16 protein-coding genes are annotated in these 21,392 nt (G+C 38.1%); 6 read left to right on the top strand and 10 right to left on the bottom strand.

Annotation, left to right across the window (positions count from 1 at the left end; all coding sequences use genetic code 11):
- Positions 1-99: 99 nt before the first annotated feature.
- Genes fabG through yceD form a run of 6 tightly spaced genes read right to left on the bottom strand, consistent with a single transcriptional unit; the run spans position 100 to position 4,524 of the window.
- Positions 100-834, bottom strand: a complete 735-nt coding sequence (fabG, locus tag GWJ05_RS18110) for a 3-oxoacyl-ACP reductase FabG (protein WP_036937746.1) — start codon at positions 832-834, stop codon at positions 100-102.
- An 8-nt stretch (positions 835-842) separates the two neighbouring features.
- On the bottom strand, positions 843-1,775 hold the full coding sequence (gene fabD / locus GWJ05_RS18105) for an ACP S-malonyltransferase (protein WP_036937749.1): 933 nt from the start codon (positions 1,773-1,775) through the stop codon (positions 843-845).
- Between the two features lie 19 nt (positions 1,776-1,794).
- Positions 1,795-2,748, bottom strand: coding sequence for a beta-ketoacyl-ACP synthase III (locus tag GWJ05_RS18100; RefSeq protein WP_036937752.1), 954 nt, complete (start codon positions 2,746-2,748; stop codon positions 1,795-1,797).
- Between the two features lie 4 nt (positions 2,749-2,752).
- Entirely contained in the window at positions 2,753-3,790 is a 1,038-nt protein-coding gene (gene plsX, locus GWJ05_RS18095; RefSeq protein WP_072024209.1) for a phosphate acyltransferase PlsX, read from the bottom strand.
- 24 nt (positions 3,791-3,814) lie between these two features.
- Positions 3,815-3,985 carry a 50S ribosomal protein L32 gene (gene rpmF / locus GWJ05_RS18090; protein WP_006537252.1) on the bottom strand — a complete coding sequence of 57 codons (171 nt, stop codon included), beginning with the start codon at positions 3,983-3,985 and terminating at the stop codon, positions 3,815-3,817.
- Positions 3,986-3,990: 5 nt separating this feature from the next.
- Complete coding sequence (gene yceD, locus GWJ05_RS18085) at positions 3,991-4,524, bottom strand: 23S rRNA accumulation protein YceD (RefSeq protein ID WP_036937758.1); 534 nt, start codon at positions 4,522-4,524, stop codon at positions 3,991-3,993.
- A 141-nt stretch (positions 4,525-4,665) separates the two neighbouring features.
- On the opposite strand from yceD, the gene GWJ05_RS18080 reads away from it, so the two are divergent.
- Both GWJ05_RS18080 and GWJ05_RS18075 read left to right on the top strand, forming a co-directional pair.
- Positions 4,666-5,265, top strand: a complete 600-nt coding sequence (locus GWJ05_RS18080; RefSeq protein ID WP_036937761.1) for a Maf family protein — start codon at positions 4,666-4,668, stop codon at positions 5,263-5,265.
- A gap of 45 nt (positions 5,266-5,310) precedes the next feature.
- A complete protein-coding gene (locus GWJ05_RS18075) occupies positions 5,311-5,706 on the top strand; it encodes a hypothetical protein (protein WP_087803566.1) in 396 nt (131 codons plus the stop codon).
- Positions 5,707-5,802: 96 nt separating this feature from the next.
- Here GWJ05_RS18075 and rluC read toward each other — a convergent pair whose 3' ends face one another.
- Complete coding sequence (gene rluC / locus GWJ05_RS18070; protein ID WP_036937767.1) at positions 5,803-6,756, bottom strand: 23S rRNA pseudouridine(955/2504/2580) synthase RluC; 954 nt, start codon at positions 6,754-6,756, stop codon at positions 5,803-5,805.
- A 532-nt stretch (positions 6,757-7,288) separates the two neighbouring features.
- On the opposite strand from rluC, the gene rne reads away from it, so the two are divergent.
- Complete coding sequence (rne, locus tag GWJ05_RS18065) at positions 7,289-10,780, top strand: ribonuclease E (RefSeq protein ID WP_161681541.1); 3,492 nt, start codon at positions 7,289-7,291, stop codon at positions 10,778-10,780.
- Between the two features lie 174 nt (positions 10,781-10,954).
- Here rne and tmaR read toward each other — a convergent pair whose 3' ends face one another.
- Positions 10,955-11,293, bottom strand: coding sequence for a PTS system regulator TmaR (gene tmaR, locus GWJ05_RS18060; RefSeq protein ID WP_036937771.1), 339 nt, complete (start codon positions 11,291-11,293; stop codon positions 10,955-10,957).
- A gap of 576 nt (positions 11,294-11,869) precedes the next feature.
- Between tmaR and sbcB the strand changes: the two genes are divergently transcribed.
- Positions 11,870-13,300 (top strand): exodeoxyribonuclease I, encoded by a 1,431-nt coding sequence (gene sbcB / locus GWJ05_RS18055; RefSeq protein ID WP_161681540.1) that lies wholly within the window; start codon positions 11,870-11,872, stop codon positions 13,298-13,300.
- A gap of 67 nt (positions 13,301-13,367) precedes the next feature.
- Here sbcB and dld read toward each other — a convergent pair whose 3' ends face one another.
- Complete coding sequence (gene dld, locus GWJ05_RS18050) at positions 13,368-15,137, bottom strand: D-lactate dehydrogenase (protein WP_036937775.1); 1,770 nt, start codon at positions 15,135-15,137, stop codon at positions 13,368-13,370.
- A gap of 231 nt (positions 15,138-15,368) precedes the next feature.
- A complete protein-coding gene (locus GWJ05_RS18045; protein WP_036937777.1) occupies positions 15,369-16,256 on the bottom strand; it encodes a LysR family transcriptional regulator in 888 nt (295 codons plus the stop codon).
- Between the two features lie 148 nt (positions 16,257-16,404).
- Here GWJ05_RS18045 and GWJ05_RS18040 point away from each other — a divergent pair, with 148 nt between their 5' ends.
- Together GWJ05_RS18040 and GWJ05_RS18035 are read left to right on the top strand one after the other, a co-directional pair.
- Positions 16,405-18,054, top strand: a complete 1,650-nt coding sequence (locus GWJ05_RS18040) for an alpha-keto acid decarboxylase family protein (RefSeq protein WP_103004825.1) — start codon at positions 16,405-16,407, stop codon at positions 18,052-18,054.
- Positions 18,055-18,369: 315 nt separating this feature from the next.
- Complete coding sequence (locus GWJ05_RS18035; RefSeq protein WP_161681539.1) at positions 18,370-21,303, top strand: autotransporter domain-containing protein; 2,934 nt, start codon at positions 18,370-18,372, stop codon at positions 21,301-21,303.
- Positions 21,304-21,392 lie beyond the last annotated feature (89 nt).

Raw genomic sequence — 21,392 nt, 5'->3', positions numbered from 1 at the left:
AGGAAAAGATCTAACCAATCCCGACTGTGTGGACTACTTTATTCGCTATATTTTGCATTATATTGTACGCAAAAAGCAAATATAAAGACGTCCCCATAATTAGATCATGTACATGCCACCATTGACATGCAATGTTTCACCCGTGATATAGCTTGCTTCATCAGAAGCTAAGAAGGCTACAGCACTGGCAATCTCTTTGGCATCACCTAAACGGTTAGCAGGAACTTGAGATAAAATACCTGCTCTTTGGTCATCTGTTAATGCTCTTGTCATATCAGTTTCGATAAAACCAGGTGCAACAACATTTACCGTAATGCCCCGGGAAGCAACTTCGCGTGCTAATGATTTACTAAAACCAATCACACCCGCTTTTGCCGCCGCGTAGTTTGCCTGTCCTGCATTACCCATAGTTCCAACAACAGAACCAATGGTAATTATACGGCCATAACGTTTTTTCATCATAGCACGCATAACTGCTTTAGACAGACGGAAGACTGATGAAAGATTTGTGTTGATGATATCTTGCCACTCATCATCTTTCATGCGCATCAACAGGTTATCACGAGTAATACCTGCATTATTGACCAAAATATCAATTTCGCCAAATTCAGCACGCACTTCAGCTAAAAATTTTTCGATAGAGTCGTTTTCTGTGACATTTAACACAAAACCCTTACCTTTACCGCTTAAATATTCGCTGATAGCTTGCGCACCGTTTTCACTCGTTGCTGTACCAATTACGGTCGCACCGCGCGCAACTAAATCTTCTGCAATCGCACGGCCAATGCCACGGCTTGCACCAGTAACTAGCGCTATTTTTCCGTCAAATCCCATGAGATCCCTCAGTCATTTCCTAATGCAGCATTTAATGACGCAATATCATTAACTGCTGCAGCGTTCATTTCTTTAGAAATACGTTTTGTTAAACCAGTTAATACTTTTCCTGGGCCGATTTCTAATAGCTGTGTGATACCTTTTTCAGCAATAAGTTCAACCGTTTCAGTCCAGCGAACTGGATTATAAAGCTGGCGAACTAACGCATCACGGATAGCATTAACATCAGTTTGTGCTTTCACATCAACATTATTAACGACCTGTATTTCAGGTTGTTTAAATTCAATTTCTTGTAATGCAATCGCTAGCTTATCAGCTGCTGGTTTCATTAAAGCACAATGTGAAGGCACGCTTACCGCTAATGGCAACGCGCGCTTAGCGCCAGCTTCCTTACATAAAACACCAGCACGTTCTACTGCCTCTTTATTACCAGCGATAACCACTTGACCTGGTGAATTAAAGTTTACAGGCGAAACAACTTGCCCTTGGGCTGCTTCTTCACATGCCTTTGCAATAGCGTCATTATCTAAACCGATAATCGCATACATTGCGCCTGTACCTGCTGGTACAGCTTCTTGCATCAGTTGACCGCGTAATTCTACTAGTTTAATTGCTGCGGTGAAATCAATAACACCCGCACACACTAAAGCAGAATACTCACCAAGACTGTGACCTGCCATCATTTGTGGCATTTTGCCTTGTTTTTCTTGCCATACACGCCAAACAGCAACCGAGGCGGCTAATAATGCGGGTTGTGTTTTCCATGTTTTGTTTAACTCATCTTCAGGGCCATTTTGAACTAAATCCCAAAGAGAGTAGCCCAATACATCAGATGCTTGAGCAAATGTTTCAGTCACTATTGGATATTGCTCGGCAAGTTCTGCAAGCATTCCAACAGTTTGCGATCCCTGTCCAGGGAAAACCATTGCAAAATCAGTCATGTTTATTTTCCTGATAATATTAAAAACGGATAAGTGCAGAACCCCAAGTAAAACCACCACCAAACGCTTCCAGCAAGATTAACTGACCACGTTGAATGCGATTGTCTCTTACAGCTTCATCTAATGCTGTTGGGACTGATGCTGCTGACGTATTGCCGTGGCGATCTAATGTCACCACTACTTTATCCATTGTCATATCCAGCTTTTTCGCTGTCGCTGAAATAATTCTTAAATTTGCCTGATGAGGCACAAGCCAGTCCAGTTCAGATTTATCAATATTGTTAGCTTCGAGTGTCTCATCCACAATGTGGGCAAGTTCACGAACTGCGACTTTAAATACTTCATTTCCTGCCATTGTAACGTAAGCAGGTAAATCTTCATTTTCTTTACGCTGATAAGGTAATGCTAATAAATCACCGAAACGCCCATCAGAGTGTAAATGTGTAGAAATAATACCTTCGTCTTCTGACGCACCCACAACTGCTGCACCCGCCGCATCACCAAATAAAATAATGGTGCCACGATCGTTAGGATCTAACGCATGGGATAATCTATCAGCACCGATCACAAGAGCATGCTTAACAGAACCAGCTTTAATAAACTGATCTGCAATACTTAATGCATAAACAAAGCCAGAACATGCTGCAGCAACGTCAAAAGCGATGCAATCATTGATACCTAACGCATTTTGAATCTGACATGCTGCGCTTGGGAATGCATGTGAGCCTGATGTTGTGGCAACAACAATCAACCCAATGTCTTGCTTATCAATACCAGACATTTCTAATGCTTTTTCAGCCGCACTTGCTCCCATCAACGCAACAGTTTCTTCTTCTGTTGCAATCCGACGTTCATGAATACCTGTCCGGGTAACAATCCACTCGTCAGACGTTTCAACCATTGTTTCTAAATCGGCATTAGTTCGCACTTGTACAGGCAAGTAACTACCAGTACCTAAGATTTTTGTATACATTCTATCAATCGCTCTTGGGTAATACTGTTGTCAGTCGAGAAGCGATCCGTTCTGGGATTTTTCGCTCAACGGCATGAACAGCCTGTTCTATTGCTGCTGTAAACGCGCTTTCATTTGCGCCACCATGGCTCTTAATGACGATACCGCGTAATCCTAACAGAGAAGCACCGTTATACTGGTCGGGGTTCATGTGTCCAAAACGCTTAATTAGCCGTTTTTGTAACCATTTCTTCAATATTTTTATCCACCACGACGTTTTTTTATTTTCAGTAGTAGAAGATTTAATCAATGAAAGGAAAACCCGAATAACCCCTTCCATCGTTTTAAGGGAGACATTACCTGCGAAGCCGTCACACACCAATACATCCGTTTTGCCTGTCAGTAATTCATTACCTTCAACATAACCAATATAATTGATATTAGGTGTCGACTTTAATACCGTAGCGGCTTCGCGGATATTATCTAACCCTTTACTCTCTTCTTCACCAATATTTAAAAGTGCCACTTTAGGTGAACTAATTCCTGCAATTTCTTCTGCCATAACTGCGCCCATCACCGCAAACTGTACCAACATTTGGCTATCACAGTTAACGTTCGCGCCTAAATCAAGAACGACAGTCTTACCTTTTTTCTGGTTAGGTAATACCGAAACCAGTGCAGGACGTTCAATTCCATCAATAGCATTCAGTCGCAGTTTTGCTAATCCCATTAATACGCCAGTATTACCAGCGCTTACACAGGCTTGTGCTTCACCTGTTTTCACGAGATCAAGCGCCACTCGCATTGATGTACCTTTACTTGCTCTAATAGCTTGTGAAGGTTTAGCATCATTGGCGACAATATGTTCAGCGGGTATAACGTGTAAACGGGAAATTAGCTCAGCATTTTGATCTGCAAGCAAAGGAGAGATAGCGTCTGGTTGACCTACCAGCAATATTTTTAAATGAGGATTAGATGCCAGCGCCCGCAAACAAGCAGGCACTGTGATGCGAGGACCGAAGTCCCCGCCCATCGCATCTAACGCTATGGTTAGATTTGTCAAGGTATCAACGAGCTATAAAGCTAATTACTTGTTGATAACCTTGCGACCACGGTAGTAACCGTCAGCAGTTACATGGTGACGCAGGTGAGTTTCACCAGAAGTTTTGTCAACTGAAACTTGAGTTACTGTCAGCGCGTCATGAGAACGACGCATACCGCGTTTAGAACGAGTTGGTTTGTTTTGTTGTACGGCCATTGACCTTACTCCTTAGTACTTTTCTTTAAACTGGCTAATACGGCAAATGGATTCGGCTTCTCTGATAATTCCTCAGGGAGTTCACCAAACACCATATCCGCGTCGGACACTTCACAGTGTTCAAAATCATGTACCGGAACCACCGGCAAGTTGAGGATTATTTCATCTTCAATCATTGCCAGCAAATCTATTTCACCAAATTCGTTTACATCGACTGGTTCATATTCTTCCGGTAATGCCTCGGCCCGTTCATCACTGACAACAGGGCTAAAACAATATGTTGCGTGAACATGATAAGGAAAATGGCCACCACAACGTTGACATTCTAAAGTCACATCCACATCGGAATGTCCTTTAATCACGGCAAGGCGTTGATGGTCAATATCAAATGATAAAGCCACATCAATATTACTGTCCACACTGACCACCGATTCAGCTAAGCGGCTTACTTGCTCTGGAGAATAATGACCGTCATAGTCTAAATTCTTTTGAGCTGCTCGCAACGCATCAATGGTCAGGGGTAATTTTACCTTTTGCATAAGGCGCGCATATTATCTTTGTAATGGAATATAGTCAAAGAAAAAGGCGGGTTATCTACACCTTTCCACCAAAATTCGCTTTATCAGCGGCGCATAGTTTAGAATGTCAGGCATCATTTTGCTACGGATTTTAAAAAAAATATGTTGCCACTCGTTCTTGCGTCTACTTCACCCTTTCGAGCTCAGTTGCTAAAAAAGCTTGGAATGCCCTTTATACAGGCATCTCCCGATATTGACGAAACCCCAATACCCACTGAGTGTGCTCAGGATCTTGTCACTCGCTTATCCTATGAAAAAGCCAGCGCTTTACAAGCAAAATTTCCACATCACATTATTATTGGCGCCGATCAAGTTTGTGTATTAAATAAAAAAATCACAGGTAAACCCTATAATTTTGATAATGCTTTCGCACAATTAAAACAAGCATCAGGGCAATGTGTGTCGTTTTATACTGGATTAACTGTATATAATAGCCTAAATTTAGAACACCAAACGCATTGTGAATTATTTCAAGTTTACTTTCGTCATTTAACCGATGATGAAATTATCAGTTATTTAAATAAAGAAATGCCTTTCAATTGTGCTGGAAGTTTTAAATCTGAAGGGCTGGGTATTACTCTATTTGATAAACTAGCAGGCGATGATCCAAATTCTTTAATTGGTTTGCCACTTATCCGATTGAATAAAATGTTACTCTCGCAAAGAATAAACCCATTATTTTTCTCTGATGATCAAAAATAAACCCGATCATCTTATTTTTAATCTTATGTAGCGATAAAACGTATTATGAATAAACTAACATCCGTCTTGATAGCGTTAGTGATGGCAACAGCATTAGCGGGTTGTTCTGATGAAAAAGACACAGAAACCGCTCAAACAACTAATGCCAACAATATTGTCCAAGACAGTGTAATTTCGAATAAAAAAGATGACAGCACATCTTCATTCAAAAAGAACTTTGTCAGCAGTTGCATATTAGGATCCGGCATTACTGATGATGCACTTATTCCTCAAATTACAGAAGTGTGTGGATGCACCTACGACAGCATTATCAAAAATTATGGCATTACTGAATTTATTCGTGTTGATATGGAAATGCGCAAAAATGGTTCAAAATCACTGCCTAAAGAGTGGAATATTGATAACATCGTTGAGCAATGTATGACAAAAATAGAGGGTTAATTGTATTCTTATTAACCGCTCCATATGGTTTTAAGCCCCAATGCGTCCAATTAACTGGACGTATTGGGAATTCGAATTTTTTGCCGAAATAAGAATTTAAGATTTTTGACTACGCAATACCTGTAAACAATGGCGTAATGAGGTATCCATGGGTGCCTCAATCCGCATCTGTTCACCCGTTGAAGGGTGTGTGAATGTCAAAGAACTCGCGTGTAAAAATAAACGATTGAGTTTTGTTCCTACCAATTGTGCATCGAAATCACGATCACCATAACGATCATCAAAAGCAATAGGATGACCTGCATGTAATGTATGTACACGGATTTGGTGTGTTCTTCCTGTTACTGGGCTTGCTTTCACCAAAGTGGCAAATCCGAAACGCTCTTCCACTTTAAAACGCGTCTCTGAAGGTTTGCCTTCATTGCTCACTTTTACTACACGCTCACCACTTTGAAGAATATTTTTCAATAATGGCGCTTGCACCACTTTAGTATGCGATTGCCACTGACCACGAACTAAAGCTAAATAATCTTTTTGCATCTGCTTTAAACGTAACTGCTCATGTAAAGCACGCAGAGCTGATCGTTTTTTCGCAATTAACAATACGCCAGAGGTATCTCTATCAAGGCGATGCACAAGCTCTAAAAAACGGGCTTCTGGGCGTAATGCACGTAAACCTTCAATGACACCAAAACTTAAACCGCTACCACCATGCACAGCCGTACCAGATGGTTTATTAATCAGCATCAAATGATCATCTTCATATAAAATACAATTGGCTAATGCGGAAACTTTGTCTAACTTTGGCGATACGGCAATTTCTTCTTTTTCTGCTACTCTCACAGGTGGAATACGAATACTGTCACCTGCATTTAATTTGTACTCAGGTTTAATTCGCCCTTTATTAACCCGAACTTCCCCTTTACGGATAATTCGGTAAATCATACTTTTTGGTACACCTTTTAAGCGTGCCAGTAAAAAATTATCGATACGCTGGCCTGCTTCATCGCCATCAATGGTGACGAACTGAACTTGATTAAATGATTTCATAGTGGCGATTCTTTGGCTCTCTTAAAAATAAAAATAACAAACAACTTTATGGTGCACAAAATAACATCAATTCTGTCGTCTATTTTAACCTGAATAATGGGAAAAAGACGAAACATTAGCTAATCTCTCATATTTATACAGAAAAAGTCACCAAAGCAGAAAAGTCATCTTGCTATAACCCTAACACCAATGGAATAATGCAGACTCTCCTGATTATGTTTATCAGGTATATTTATGAAAATTTTGTTTGTTTGATTTTCAAAATGCAGCAATGGCGTAAGACATAGTCGAAAATCAAACAATTTAGTATGCCACAAATACATCGCTTATTGAGTTGAAACATTGTGTTCAATTAAAGAGTGCTGAATTTTTGAACTGAAAATCAGACTCACCGAGATATTGCACCTCTATACAATCGACAACCGTGAGGTTGACGCATTTGTAAAAGACACGAGGTCATCGGTTATCAATAGTGTAATTACGTATGTTGGTGGCACATTATAAAACGTGAAAATAACGAGTAAGTCACAATATGAAAAGAATGTTAATTAACGCAACTCAGCAGGAAGAGTTGCGTGTTGCCCTTGTTGATGGGCAACGCTTGTACGATCTGGATATCGAAAGCCCCGGTCATGAACAGAAAAAAGCGAATATCTATAAAGGTAAAATCACTCGAATTGAACCCAGCTTAGAAGCCGCTTTTGTTGATTATGGTGCGGAACGCCACGGTTTCCTTCCTATTAAAGAAATAGCCCGCGAATATTTTCCTAGTAATTATCACTCCCATGGTCGTCCTAACATCAAAGATGTCTTGAAAGAAGGCCAGGAAGTTATTGTTCAAGTTGATAAAGAAGAGCGTGGTAATAAGGGTGCAGCATTAACCACTTTTATCAGCCTTGCAGGGAGCTATTTGGTGTTAATGCCAAATAATCCTCGCGCAGGTGGTATTTCTCGACGTATCGAAGGTGAAGACCGTACAGAACTTAAAGAAGCCTTATCAAGTCTTGAGATCCCAGATGGCATGGGTCTAATTGTACGTACTGCAGGGGTCGGTAAATCTGCTGAAGCACTACAACAAGATTTAAGCTATCGCCTAAGGCACTGGGATGCCATTAAAAAAGCAGCAGAGAATCGCCCTGCACCTTTTTTAATTCATCAAGAAAGCAACGTAATCGTTCGCGCATTCCGTGACTATTTACGTCCTGATATTGGTGAGATATTAATTGATAACGCAAAAGTCGTTGAAATGGCGCGTAGCCATATTGAAGCGATTGGACGTGGTGATTTTGCTAGCAAAATTCGCCATTACACTGGCGCAGTTCCATTATTTAGCCATTATCAAATTGAATCACAAATCGAGTCTGCGTTTCAACGTGAAGTTCGCTTACCCTCTGGTGGTGCATTAGTTATAGATACTACAGAAGCATTAACGGCGATTGACATTAACTCCTCGCGCTCAACTCGTGGTGGTGACATCGAAGAAACAGCATTCAATACTAACTTAGAAGCAGCTGACGAAATTGCACGCCAATTACGTTTACGCGACCTCGGTGGTTTAATTGTTATCGACTTTATTGACATGACGCCAGTACGCCACCAACGTGAAGTTGAAAATAGAATGCGTGAGGCCGTACGCCAAGATCGTGCCCGTATTCAAATTGGGCGCATCTCTCGCTTTGGCTTATTAGAGATGTCTCGTCAACGTTTAAGTCCTTCATTGGGTGAATCAAGCCATCATGTTTGTCCTCGTTGCTTAGGCACAGGCACTATTCGTGATAACGAATCACTGTCACTTTCTGTGTTACGTCTAATTGAAGAAGAAGCACTGAAAGAAAATACCCATGAAGTTCATGCAATTGTTCCTGTTCAAATCGCCTCTTATTTGCTTAACGAAAAACGTAAAGCAGTAACAGATATTGAACTGCGTCAATCTAACGTTAAAGTGGTTATTGTCCCTAATGACCAAATGCAAACTCCTCACTTCTCTGTTATTCGTGTGCGTAAGGGCGAAGAAATTACGTCTCTAAGCTACAACTTAGCGCAATTCCACGAAAGTCAGTTAAATGAAGCTGAAGACGATGTTGCTACAGAACGTAAAGCACCTGAACAACCTGCTATTTCAGCCTTTGGATTACAAGAAGAAAACACAACTGAAACAACGAAAAGTAAAAAAGTTCCTCAGCCTCAAACTAAGCCTGTTAAATCAGAGCAAGCCCAAGTTCAAGGTACAGGTTTCTTTGCTTCTATTGCAAAATTCTTCTCTAACTTATTTGGTAACGAACCAGAACCTGCGGTAACTCAAGAAAAACCACAGGAAACCAAAAAAGAAAATACAGATAACCGTCGTGAACGTCGTAATAACAACAATCGACGTAACAACAATCGTCGCGACCGTGATAACGATCGTAATCGCGATAACGCGAATAGCGAAGAGAATCGTAAGAATCGTAATCAAAAACCACAACCGACTCCAGCAACTGAAGTCAGTAGTGAACAAGAGATTGCAGAACGTGAAGCGCGCCGCCAACAACGCCGTGAACAACGCGCAGAACAACGTCGTCGCCAAGAAGAAAAACGTCAGCAACAACAGGAAGCTGCGAAAGCACAAGTTGCACTTAGTGAAAAAAATACGACTGAAAAAGACAATGCTGATGAGAAGAAAGAAGAACCTCGTCGCCCTGTTATGCAACGTCGTAATCGTCGTCAATTAACGCAATCTGTACGTGTTACTGATAGCGATACACCGTTAGCCATTGCACCAGTTGCAACAGTTGCAACAACAGAAAAGGCTATTTCAGAACCGCCTGTTGCTATCGCACCAGCTAAAATTGCGCCTACAGAAAAAACAACGCCTAAAGCTATTGCAATAGCAAAAGTTGAAACAAATGAGGCACAACCGGCAAAAGCTCTACCAGATACAGCACCTAAAGCACAAGAGGACAATAAAACTGAAGATAACAACGGGCAAGATAATGTCATGCCTCGTCGTTCTCGCCGTTCACCTCGCCATTTACGTGTCAGTGGCCAACGTCGCCGTCGTTATCGTGATGAACGTACATTAACCGTGTCACCAATGCCTCTAGCCATGGCTGTTGCATCACCTGAACTCGCTTCTGGTAAAGTATGTATTAGTTACCCCGTAACACCAGTAAGTGATGCTCCAATTATTAAGAATAATGTTGAAAACAACAATGAGAGTTTTGTTGAAAAGAACATCATTACTCATGCTGATCCTCAAATGGTCGCTATCGCTCCTGCAGTTTCAGAAACCCTTGTTACAAAAGTTGAACAAGCTGATACTACAGAATCAACCTACACGGTGACTGTTAGTAGTGAATCAACCACGGATGCTGTTGCTGAAATTATTGCAATAGAGCCACAATCAGCGCCAACAGTAGCGAATAACATCATTGAAAATCAAGTTGAAGAAAGTGTTGTCGACAACGTTATCAATGATGTGAATACCGAAGAACATGTCACTCGTAAAGAAAATATTTCTGCGGTATTAAACACAACTGAGGCTTATATGCATGAAGCTTCACAACAAGCGGAAACAAGTACAGAGGTGGCTGAAGAAGTAGCACAAGAGGTTATTGCACCAGCATCAATAGAACGCGAAGTGCGTGAAACGTCTACTCCAGAGCCAGTTGTCACTCCTGTTGAAACCGAAAAAACGGTTGAACAACACAAAGAAAGTGATGTTGAAACTGTTGCTGAGCCTATCGTTGATGCTATGACTGAAAGCCAGTCAGAAGTAAGTTCAGCGCCTGTAGCAAAAGCGGAAACAGTAAAAGAAAGCAAACCGACAACCGTTATTATTCGTCAAGAACCAGTGGTACGCCAACTACACGCAAGCGCACCGATGACGAAAGCACCAGCATCTGATGAAGCCACTGTCGCGGTTGAAATCAAAGCATGGGAAGCTCGTCCTGCTTTTGATAAGAAAGGCCGGACTGGTGCTGGTGGACATTGTTCTACCAACCAAGCTTCATCAGTGATGACGAAAACGGAAAGTCAAGATTGATAATAAGGCATTATTAAGAATATCTTGATAATACTATTAAATTGAGAACTCACTTTTAGTGGGTTCTTTTTTTAACTAAATGAATCAAAATAGTAAAACGTATTGTGCTAAAAATAAGATAAAAAAAACCTCTGAATTTTCTATTCAGAGGCTGAATTTTGCTTAGTAAAACAATCAGTCTTTTAGATCTGGAAGATTTTTAATTTCACCCATCGCTTTTAACTGTTTAGAAAGTTCACGGCGTTCTTTAGATAGATCTGCATTTTTAATAATATAATCATCAACACGATCATCATAGTCGCTACGCATATTTGCGATAATACCCAGTACATCTTCGATAGACATACCTGGTTTAATATATTCACTTAAGTTGTCTAATAAAAGAACACGTTTTTGGTTATCACGGATCTTTTTCTCATTGTCAGTGATCTCACGACGGATTTTGTTTTTACGACGATACATACGCACAAACTCCAGTACGTTTTGGAAAGACGGCTTGTTTGCGTTATCCATTTCCTACACCTTTACAATTGATATTTAAGATAAATAGCTCTCTTTAAGATTATCGCTTAATCGTGTCAATAAACAAGCAAAGTTTACAATTATTACTGAAAAGAGTGATTATCCCTTATACTTTCAGTCTATCTGCCAGTCATTTTAAAACTTTTAAGTCATATCTTTTATCCTATAACATCATGCAGTAGAAAGAGTAAAAGTGTCTCATTTTATTTTTACTCTCCCCTCTATTACAAACTTGAAATCCATATAGCGGATTGAAAAAATCGTCTAGAAGACTGCTATCAATCTCCTTATTTGGTATGCAATTCTTTGGCGAGAGCGAAAAAATATAAAGGCTCATTATTAAGCTCGACATGAATCCTCTTTAATATGACATTTCACGTTTATTATATTATGGTTTACCATGTCTCGATTGAGCATTGCTAGCAATTTTATGCTTGGGGCACATCACTCTCGAAACAGAGATATATAATGTTTAAACCCAACGCAACTAAATAGTGCAAGGGTTAATACTTTTAAATCTCACTTAAAATTTAACTCAATAAGCAAATAAATTTACGGTAGGAAACCTTGTCTAATTCAGCGAAAATGCCCACATTTTATATTCATGATTATGAAACTTTTGGTACACACCCAGCGCTAGATCGCCCTGCTCAGTTCGCAGGTATAAGAACTGACATGGATTTCAATATTATTGAAGATCCTCTCGTGATTTATTGCAAACCTAATGACGATTATTTACCTCACCCTGAAGCAGTGATGATAACGGGAATAACCCCACAAATTGCGTTAAAAAACGGGTTAATCGAAGCTGAATTTACCCGTCAAATTCATCAAGCGTTTAGTCAGCCTAATAGTTGCATTATGGGATATAACAACCTTCGATTTGATGATGAAGTAACCCGTAATATCTTTTATCGTAATTTTTATGATCCTTATGCCTATAGTTGGCAAAAAGGGAATTCTCGGTGGGATTTGCTCGATGTTTTACGCGCCTGTTATGCACTACGCCCAGAAGGTATTGTTTGGCCTGAAAATGAAGACGGTTTCTCAAGCTTTCGTCTGGAGCTATTAACCAAAGCCAATGGCATCTCTCATGAGAATGCGCATGATGCAATGTCCGATGTTTATGCCACCATTGCGATGGCAAAACAATTAAAACAAGCACAACCGCGTATGTTTGATTATTTTTTTAATTTACGTGATAAGCGCAAAGTACAGGCACTAATTGATATTCCTGCAATGACGCCAATTGTTCATGTTTCAGGTATGTTTGGAGCAGCACGCTCAAATTTAAGCCTTGTGGCGCCATTGGCATGGCACCCTGATAATCGTAATGCGGTTATTGTGTGTGATTTATCTGCGGATATATCCCCGCTATTAACCTTAACATCAGACCAATTACGTGAGCGTTTATATACGCCACGCAGTGAATTGTCCGTTGATGAACCACCTGTTCCAATTAAATTACTGCATATTAATAAATGCCCTATTGTGGCACCACAAAATACATTAAGACCACAAGATGCAGATAGAATAGGTTTAGATGTTGATGCTTGTTTAAATAACCAAGCCATTTTATTTTCACATCCTGAAATACGCAATAAAGTCGTGGAACTCTTCGCTCAACAATCCCCTTTTGTTGTTTCTGATGATGTTGACTCTCAAATTTATAATGGCTTTTTTAGTGATAACGACCGTAGTGCAATGGACATTATCCGCTCAACACCGCCCCAAAATTTACCCGCTTTAGATTTAACGTTTGAAGATGCAAGAATGGAACCGCTATTTTTCCGCTATCGTGCGAGAAATTATCCTTCCACTCTCAACGATGATGAGCAACAACGTTGGTTAGCTCATAGAAAAGAGATGTTAACGCCAGAAAAACTGACTGAATATATCAATACGATCCAGCTTTTAGCAGAAGAATATAGCGATAACGAAGAGAAGCTAAAACAACTACAAGAGCTTTATTTATATGCTCAAGATATTGCGAGTTAGACAATAAGACAAAAGGCAGGTTTTATCCTGCCTCTCTTTTTAACTTAATAAACACGATATAAAACAATTATTTTTTGATTTCAATACGTTCAGTTTTAACCTCAGCGTGAGCCTGCCCACATCCGCACTCTTCTCCCCAATATTTTAATTTCGAGGTTTTACCTATGCCTGGATTCATACTATTGGTCGGATCGTTATGTTTATAGAACGCTTTTAATTGTGGCTTTGCATAATACAGATGGCCTACATTATGCTCTGCGGGATACTCTGCTCCACGTTTATCTAATAACGCTAACATTTCTGCTTTTAGCGCCTTCGCATCAACACCTTTTTTAATAATGTAGTCCTGATGCATAACGTGACACATAAAATGACCACAATAGAGTTTATAAAGTAATTTACTTTCTATTTCTGGTGGTAATTTTTCAAACCAATCTTTGTCATTACGACGCAATGCAATATCTAATGGCAAGACATCTTCAACGTCATTCACATGAACAGCATGATAACGAACAGCAGCACCAGCGGCAGCAAAACGGTGTAAGAATGCTTTATTACCTTCCTCTTCAGTACATTCAAAATAATCACCCGAAGCTTGTTTAAAATATTCTTTTAAATAGCTAGATGCCTCTTCAATACCGTCATCAGCCATTCTTAACATTAAATGATGTTCATATTTATCGCGGAAATCTGTCATACGCTCAGGTAAATGAGCTGGCCATAATTTGCTCATAAACTGCATGATTCTATCCGCCATGTTTTTAGGCAAAAAAGGCACTTTATTTAATACCGCATCTACTCGCCCTTTCACGGCAAATAAAGTTGGCATTTTATCTGTGCCCAATTTATCAATCACTAAAAATGTATCTTTTCCATATACTTCAGCCATTTTATAGTAGCTTCTATGCATATACTCTCCTGCAACAGGAAGCTTTTTAAAATGACTTAAAATATGGCGACGAATATCTTCAAGTTCATCAGGATTATTAGTGCCAATATAAAAGACTTGGGTGCGATGATCCGCAGGGAATGTATCTAATCGTACCGCAAACACAGATAATTTACCTGCACTCCCCGCAGCTTCATATAAACGACGTTCATCATTATTAAATCGAGAAGGCGTATTGGCATCAACATCACGAACACGTTCATGATATTCATGATCAGACGCTAATTTTTCTGTCACTTGTATTTGTTTCTCGTGGTAATGACGATTATCTAAATTCGTTAGAATCTCTTCTGGGGTTTCACCTAAATCAATACCTAAGTGGTTAACTAATTCAGCTTCACCTTTTTCATTAACTCGTGCATAAAGCGATAATTCAGTGTAAGCAGGCCCTCGACGAACTAAAGCTCCGCCGGAGTTATTACAGATCCCACCAATAACAGAAGCACCAATACAAGACGAGCCAATAACAGAATGAGGTTCACGCCCTAATGGTTTTAATACTTTTTCTAAATGCCACAGCGTACTACCAGGAAAGGCTATAACTTGATTATGTTCTGAAAGAACTTGTATTTTATCTTGGCGTAATGTACTAATAATCACGATATCTCTATCATAATCATCACCATTAGGCGTCGAACCTTCTGTTAATCCCGTATTCGCTGCTTGCATAATAATAATTTTATCAGCTTCAACGCAGGTTTTAAAAACACGCCATTGTTCTAATAAATTGGCAGGAAATACAACCGCTAATGCCTTGCCTTGTCCCGAACGAAAGCCTTTACGATAACGTTCTGTTTTATGTGCTTGTGTTAATACCTGTTTTTTACCAACAATACTTTCAAGTTTACGAATAAAATGTTGATTTACAGAGCTATTACTTTCATTCATGTTCCCTATCCTATTCCTGTCTTGTCTGATTAATTTGTATTTTGCTCGTTTTTATTATTACTCATAAGACTACGTGCAAAATATAAACTTATCATTTATATAACTGCTTTTATACTGCTATCCACATTTCCGAAAAAAATGACATTTTTATGTTCAGTTATTTTTGCTATTAAAAAATATTTTTGATATTTATTTCTTAAATAGAATATAGATAAACCTTAATTTACTATTTTATTCTATTATTAGCTTTTCTCTTGCTAACCGATCCCATGCTTGGCAACTTCGACTTTTATAACTACTTTTATTATTTGCTAATGCTAATTGATATGACAATGTCGGTTCAACAACAGGAAGCACGATTAAGTCATCAATGGGATTTTTATTACACATACTCCCAGGCAGTAGTGTTACACCTACACCCGCTTTTACCATCGCTATAATTAAATCTAAATGGTTACTACGTCCTGCAATAATAGGCTTTGTATTATAAATACCGCAGGCGCTATAAACTAAATCATTAATGCGAAAATCTTCAGAGAAAAAAATAAAAGGCTCACTTATTAACTCTTTAAAATGCACTTCTTTTTTGATGGCTAAAGGATGTGATGGAGACACTAATAGCATCAGACTTTCTTTTGAAAAAGGCGTTAATTCAAATATGTCATTATTAAAAGGTAATACCACGGCCGCTGTTTCTACTTTTCCCTCAACCATCGCTTCTGCCATTTGTTTAGTTCCCAATTCAAATATTTTCAGTTCAACCTGAGGGTGTAGAGAACTAAATGCCATAATAATATCGGCAAAATACGTCGAAGCTATTACCGGAGGTAATCCCACATTTAATGTTCCTGTTAATGCTCCTGACTTGTCCTGAAGGGCTTTATTCATACTATTAAATTGTGCGAGTATCTTTTTTGCATGTTCAAAAAGTATCGCGCCATCATCAGTTAATCTTACGCCATCAACTTCTCTTACCAATAAAATAACACCTAATTCATTTTCTAATTTTTTAATGCTACGACTAATTGCAGGCTGAGTAATAAATAGAGCATCAGCAGCTCGGCTAAAACCATTTAATTGAATGACTTCAACAAAATAACGTAATGTACGAATATCCATTAGTAATATTTACCTTATTACATTTAGTTATACCATCAATAATAATAAACCATTTCATATTGATTTATATCCGCGGTAAAACATTAAGCATAATATAAATGAATAATACTATTTTTACAGATTATTATTTGGATATTCTGGAGATAATATGAATAAGACTGTTGTTGAATATATGCTAAACCGATTATATGACTTAGGTATAAGTGATGTTTTTGGTGTTGCCGGTGATTACGCTTTTCCTATAGAAGACACGATTTGTAATAGCAACCATATACGTTGGATTGGTAACTGTAACGAATTAAATGCTGCTTATGCTGCTGATGGTTATGCTCGAATTAAAGGTATGGCTGCGTTATCAACCACATTTGGAGTTGGAGAATTAAGTGCGATTAATGCTATTGCTGGCTCTTATGCAGAAAATCTGCCTATTTTTCATTTAGTTGGGATGCCAGCAAGTGGTGTGCAAAAAAGTAAACGCCTTGTTCACCATACCTTAGGTAATGGTGATTTTGATATTTTTTATCAATTAGCTCAGCGTCTTGCTTGTGCTCATGCAATATTAACGCCAGAAAATTGCATCGCTGAAATGGAACGTTTAATTGCGACAGCATTAAAAGAACGTCGTCCTGTTTATATTGGTTTACCATCTGATTATGCAGTGATGCCAGTGATAGAAAACACCTCTGTTACCACACAGAAAAAACCAATAAGTGATAAAGAAATACTAGAAAAAGTGGTATCACTGATTATTGATAAGCTTACACAAAGCAATAATATCTGCGTATTACCCGGTATTTTATCCACACGTTTAGGGTTATCAGATAATGTCCAAGCTTTTATTGATAAAACAGGTTTACCTTATGCCACTATGTTTATGGATAAAAGCATATTAAATGAATCTAATACTCAATATGTTGGGATGTATGATGGACAATTAATGACGCCAGATGTCAGAGAATTTGTCGAAAATAGTGAATATGTGTTAGGGATCGGAGCAATGATGACCGACTTTAATGCAGGGAGTTTCACTGCCAATATTAAACCAGAACAATTTATCAACATCATGCCAAAATATGTTGAAATTGATTCCGTTATCTATTCTTCTGTTTATATGGAAGATATTCTCTCTGAACTAACAAAGCGATTACCGAATAAAACTTATCATCAGATTAAAGTCAAGGGATTAGGAGAAGCAATTTTATCTGATAACGGTAAAGTTACAGCGCAATATCTCTATCCTCGATTAGAGAAATTCTTTAGACCTAACGATATTATTATTGCTGAAACAGGCACATCATCAATGGGATTAGGCTTTGCTCTATTACCAGAAGGTGCTCAGTTCCATAACCAAACATTATGGGGTTCTATTGGTTGGGCAACACCCGCATCATTTGGTGCTGCACTTGCCGCGCCGGATAAACGAGTTATTTTAATTACAGGTGAAGGCTCACATCAATTAACCGTACAAGAAATAAGTCAATTTGTTCGTTTTAGATTAAAACCGATTATTCTTGTTTTAAATAACGATGGTTATTTAATTGAACGATTATTATGTGATTATCCTGAAGCCTATTATAACGATCTTGCTCAATGGAATTATCATCAATTACCTAAAGCTTTCGGTGCCAAAGATTGGCATTGTGTGAAAGTTACAACGATAGATGAGTTAAATAAGGCACTTGAAGTAGCCGAATCAACAGAAAATGCCTCTTACATCGAAATAGTAACAGAGCGATATGAATCTTCTGAATTAGCAAAAAAATTAAAAGAATCTAAAAGTTCGTTATATTCATTCTAAAATAAATGAATAAAATGATAAATGAAGTATTATAAAAAAATGGATAAAATCTTAGATAACCTTCATTTATTAAGTTAGGTATAAATTAAATGATTGGCATGTTCTAATTTTTATTTTAAATATATAGAGCATGCCAATGTTTCATCCTCACATTTATCATATCGCATTAAAATAATCGTATATTGTAGTAGAAAATAATCAAAACATTATTAATGAATAAATTAAAACCAACTTTAAATATATCTCTTAATATAATACCCTGTCATAAAAAATAAACATAAATAATATAAATTAGCTCCAAACTTTTTGGAGACTATGGCTTATTTTATGAAAAACATTGTAATACCTACCTCGTTAAGCTTCTTTTTTTTACTTTTTTCAAATTCATCATGGTCTGAAACAGATATTTTAGCAACCAAACAACGTATTATAGACCAACGCAATAATTGGCTGGAAGAGATCAAAAATGGTGTCATCACAATTCCCCCTGAAAATGAGTCAAAAACAGCCGAACTAGATAGAATAATAAGCAATAATTATCAAGCTATCACTGGTGAACGGAGAGAACTGGCCGAAGCTGATAAGTCACAGAGCCATTCTTATGTTTTTAATACCTATGCCAATATTTTATTTGGCGATAACGCCAAGTCGATCAATTTTAGCGATATTCAAGCTTACCAAGATCTGAAAATATTACATAACACAGGTACATATGCTTATGATCCAAACAAAAAAAGAGCACGCTCGATAGATTTTATCTTAAAAGAACTTTTTTTACGTGGCAGACCTTATCAAGTTATTGATAAGGAAGGTAATTATCTTAACAATTATACCAATATAACAGGTTCATCTTACCCAAGTGGACATACATGGAACGGATATAAGCAAGCTACGGTTTTATCCATATTATTCCCTGAAAAGGGCAGTGAAATGTTTGCCCGAGCAATAGAATATGGTGAAAGTCGAGTTATCGTAGGGGCACACTTTGCAACAGATACCATCGCTTCGAGAATAGGAAATTATTACCTGTTATCACAGATGCTTGCAGATGATGACACTACTCGAACTTTTGTTAAACTTGCCAAAGAAGTCCGCCAGAATGTCGCTAATCAGTGTAAAAGCCTAAATTGTTTAACCACACCGAAAAAAATAACTAACGATGAAGCAGGTTATTATGGAATAAAAGATCCTGAAATTTTACCGATAATTTTCCCCAATAAAATACCCAGTTCAGCCAACAATTTACTACGTTTACGTTTTGCATATTTAACCAAAGAGCAGAGACAATCTATTTTAGCGAGCACAGCCTACCCTAGTAATTCTTTGGCTGGCTGGGCTTCAAACGAAAATGATCCAGATTCTAGCTGGGGATTAATTAATCTTCCTAAAGCCTATAATGGGCCTTCATATTTCTATAATCATTTTATTGTTAATCAAACAAATAATAAATTTGACTTCGCTGAGTTTGGTAAACTTGATGAATGGAAAAATGATATTAGTGGGCCTGGTAAATTAATCAAACAAGGCGATGGCACATTGATCTTATCTGGCAATAACCATTTTGCAGGCGTCGAGGTTAATCAGGGAAATTTACTACTTATAGGCGAAAATCACTATTCAAAAAATTCTTCCATCAATGGTGGTACATTGTTACTTGAAGGAAAATTAAATTCTTTACTGGATATTAATAAAGGAACGTTACTATTAAATAATGGGAGCATAAATTCTCAGGTCAATATCAATGACAAGGGTGTACTTACTGGTAAAGGGAAAATTAAGAAACTAGAAGTGAATTCAGGAGGTATCGTAGCACCAGGCTATTCAATTGGTACGATTAATATAGATGATACTGTGCTCTTTAATTCTGATAGCCACTATCTGGTTGAAGTCAATTCACAAGGTGATAGCGATAAAATAACGAGCCTCGGCACAGTGATACTTAATGGAGGTACAGTTAATGTATCTCTTGAAAAGAATAAAAACCTCCTCACAAAAGACAATGTTCAGAGTCTATATAACACGAAATATACTATTTTAATGGCGGATAAAGGTATTAATGGTAAATTCGCTGATGTTAATCCAAACTATCTTTTTTTAGGAACAACACTATATTACGATCAGAATGCAGTAATATTAAATATCGGAAGAAATAATACTGCTTTTTCAAGCTTGGCAAAAACAAAAAACCAAATATCTATTGCCAATGCAATAGATGCATTACCTTCTGGGCATCCTGTCTATGAAAGCATTGTCGGAATGGATCTAAAAAATGATGTCCGCAATGCCTTTAATGAATTAACTGGTCAAATTCATGCCGATGTTTTATCTAATCAACTTAACGGTAGCCGGCAAATAAAAGAAACACTCCTCTCTCAGGTTAAAAACGCAGAAATACTTAATAGCGAAAAAGAAAGTACAGACAATAAAGGCAATGTCTGGGCTAAAGTCCTTTATAATTGGGAAGATAGCTCAAGTGATGGTAATGCGAATAGCTATGATGCTTCTGCCTATGGTGTACTATTAGGTGCGGATCAGCGTTTTAACAACGATAAAATGCTACTTGGTGTAGCAGCGGGGGTCACCAAAACCTCTCTTTCAGGTTATAACAGTCACGCAAATAGCGAAAACTACCACTTATCACTCTATAGTGGTTATGATTTTAACCGTATCACGCTACGTGCAGGTGTATCGAATACGTTTCATCGTGTCCATACCTCAAAAACGCTCAATTACGTCGCGCAATCAGATAAAAATACGGCTAATTACAATGGGAACACCAACCAGATATTTATCGAAGTGGCTTATCCAATAACTCTTTCGGACACACAATTAGAGCCGTTTGTTAATTTAGAATACGCCAAAACAAAAAACGCTACCATTAACGAGCAAGGAGGCCGTGCAGCCTTACAAGCCCATTCACAAAGTTTAAATTCAACCACATCTACTACAGGGTTACGTTTAAATAACCAGTGGAAACTTAACAATAAATCTAATGTTTCTCTGTATGGCGAACTAGGTTGGTTACACCAATACCACGATATGGAACGAGGTATCAATTTACGTTTCACTAATACCCAACCAACATTTACTGCTAATAGCGTTGATACGGCACGGGATGCTCTTGTGGTTAAAGCAGGAACAACAATCCAAATCAATGAAATATCAAAATTATCAATCGGATATAGTGGATTAACAGCAAAAAATCAGCAAGATAATAGCATTGATATGAAAGTATCTATCTCTTTCTGATTAGGATTTTTTAACACTCCCTCATAATAAAGTGAAGTATTCAACGCGGATAGTTTATAGGAATGAGGCTCTTATTGAGGAATTCTTAA

This window comes from Proteus sp. G2626, assembly GCF_009915985.1.
Classification (GTDB): domain Bacteria; phylum Pseudomonadota; class Gammaproteobacteria; order Enterobacterales; family Enterobacteriaceae; genus Proteus; species Proteus vulgaris.
This window is presented reverse-complemented; position numbering and strand designations above follow the sequence as displayed.

Coding starts and splice junctions, on each gene's coding strand:
- dld (WP_036937775.1), bottom strand. CDS start 15,137: ATGAATGAAAGTAATAGCTCTGTAAATCAACATTTTATTCGTAAACTT.
- GWJ05_RS18035 (WP_161681539.1), top strand. CDS start 18,370: ATGGCTTATTTTATGAAAAACATTGTAATACCTACCTCGTTAAGCTTC.
- rne (WP_161681541.1), top strand. CDS start 7,289: ATGAAAAGAATGTTAATTAACGCAACTCAGCAGGAAGAGTTGCGTGTT.
- GWJ05_RS18040 (WP_103004825.1), top strand. CDS start 16,405: ATGAATAAGACTGTTGTTGAATATATGCTAAACCGATTATATGACTTA.
- rluC (WP_036937767.1), bottom strand. CDS start 6,756: ATGAAATCATTTAATCAAGTTCAGTTCGTCACCATTGATGGCGATGAA.
- rpmF (WP_006537252.1), bottom strand. CDS start 3,985: ATGGCCGTACAACAAAACAAACCAACTCGTTCTAAACGCGGTATGCGT.
- fabG (WP_036937746.1), bottom strand. CDS start 834: ATGGGATTTGACGGAAAAATAGCGCTAGTTACTGGTGCAAGCCGTGGC.
- GWJ05_RS18075 (WP_087803566.1), top strand. CDS start 5,311: ATGAATAAACTAACATCCGTCTTGATAGCGTTAGTGATGGCAACAGCA.
- fabD (WP_036937749.1), bottom strand. CDS start 1,775: ATGACTGATTTTGCAATGGTTTTCCCTGGACAGGGATCGCAAACTGTT.
- GWJ05_RS18100 (WP_036937752.1), bottom strand. CDS start 2,748: ATGTATACAAAAATCTTAGGTACTGGTAGTTACTTGCCTGTACAAGTG.
- GWJ05_RS18045 (WP_036937777.1), bottom strand. CDS start 16,256: ATGGATATTCGTACATTACGTTATTTTGTTGAAGTCATTCAATTAAAT.
- yceD (WP_036937758.1), bottom strand. CDS start 4,524: ATGCAAAAGGTAAAATTACCCCTGACCATTGATGCGTTGCGAGCAGCT.
- GWJ05_RS18080 (WP_036937761.1), top strand. CDS start 4,666: ATGTTGCCACTCGTTCTTGCGTCTACTTCACCCTTTCGAGCTCAGTTG.
- tmaR (WP_036937771.1), bottom strand. CDS start 11,293: ATGGATAACGCAAACAAGCCGTCTTTCCAAAACGTACTGGAGTTTGTG.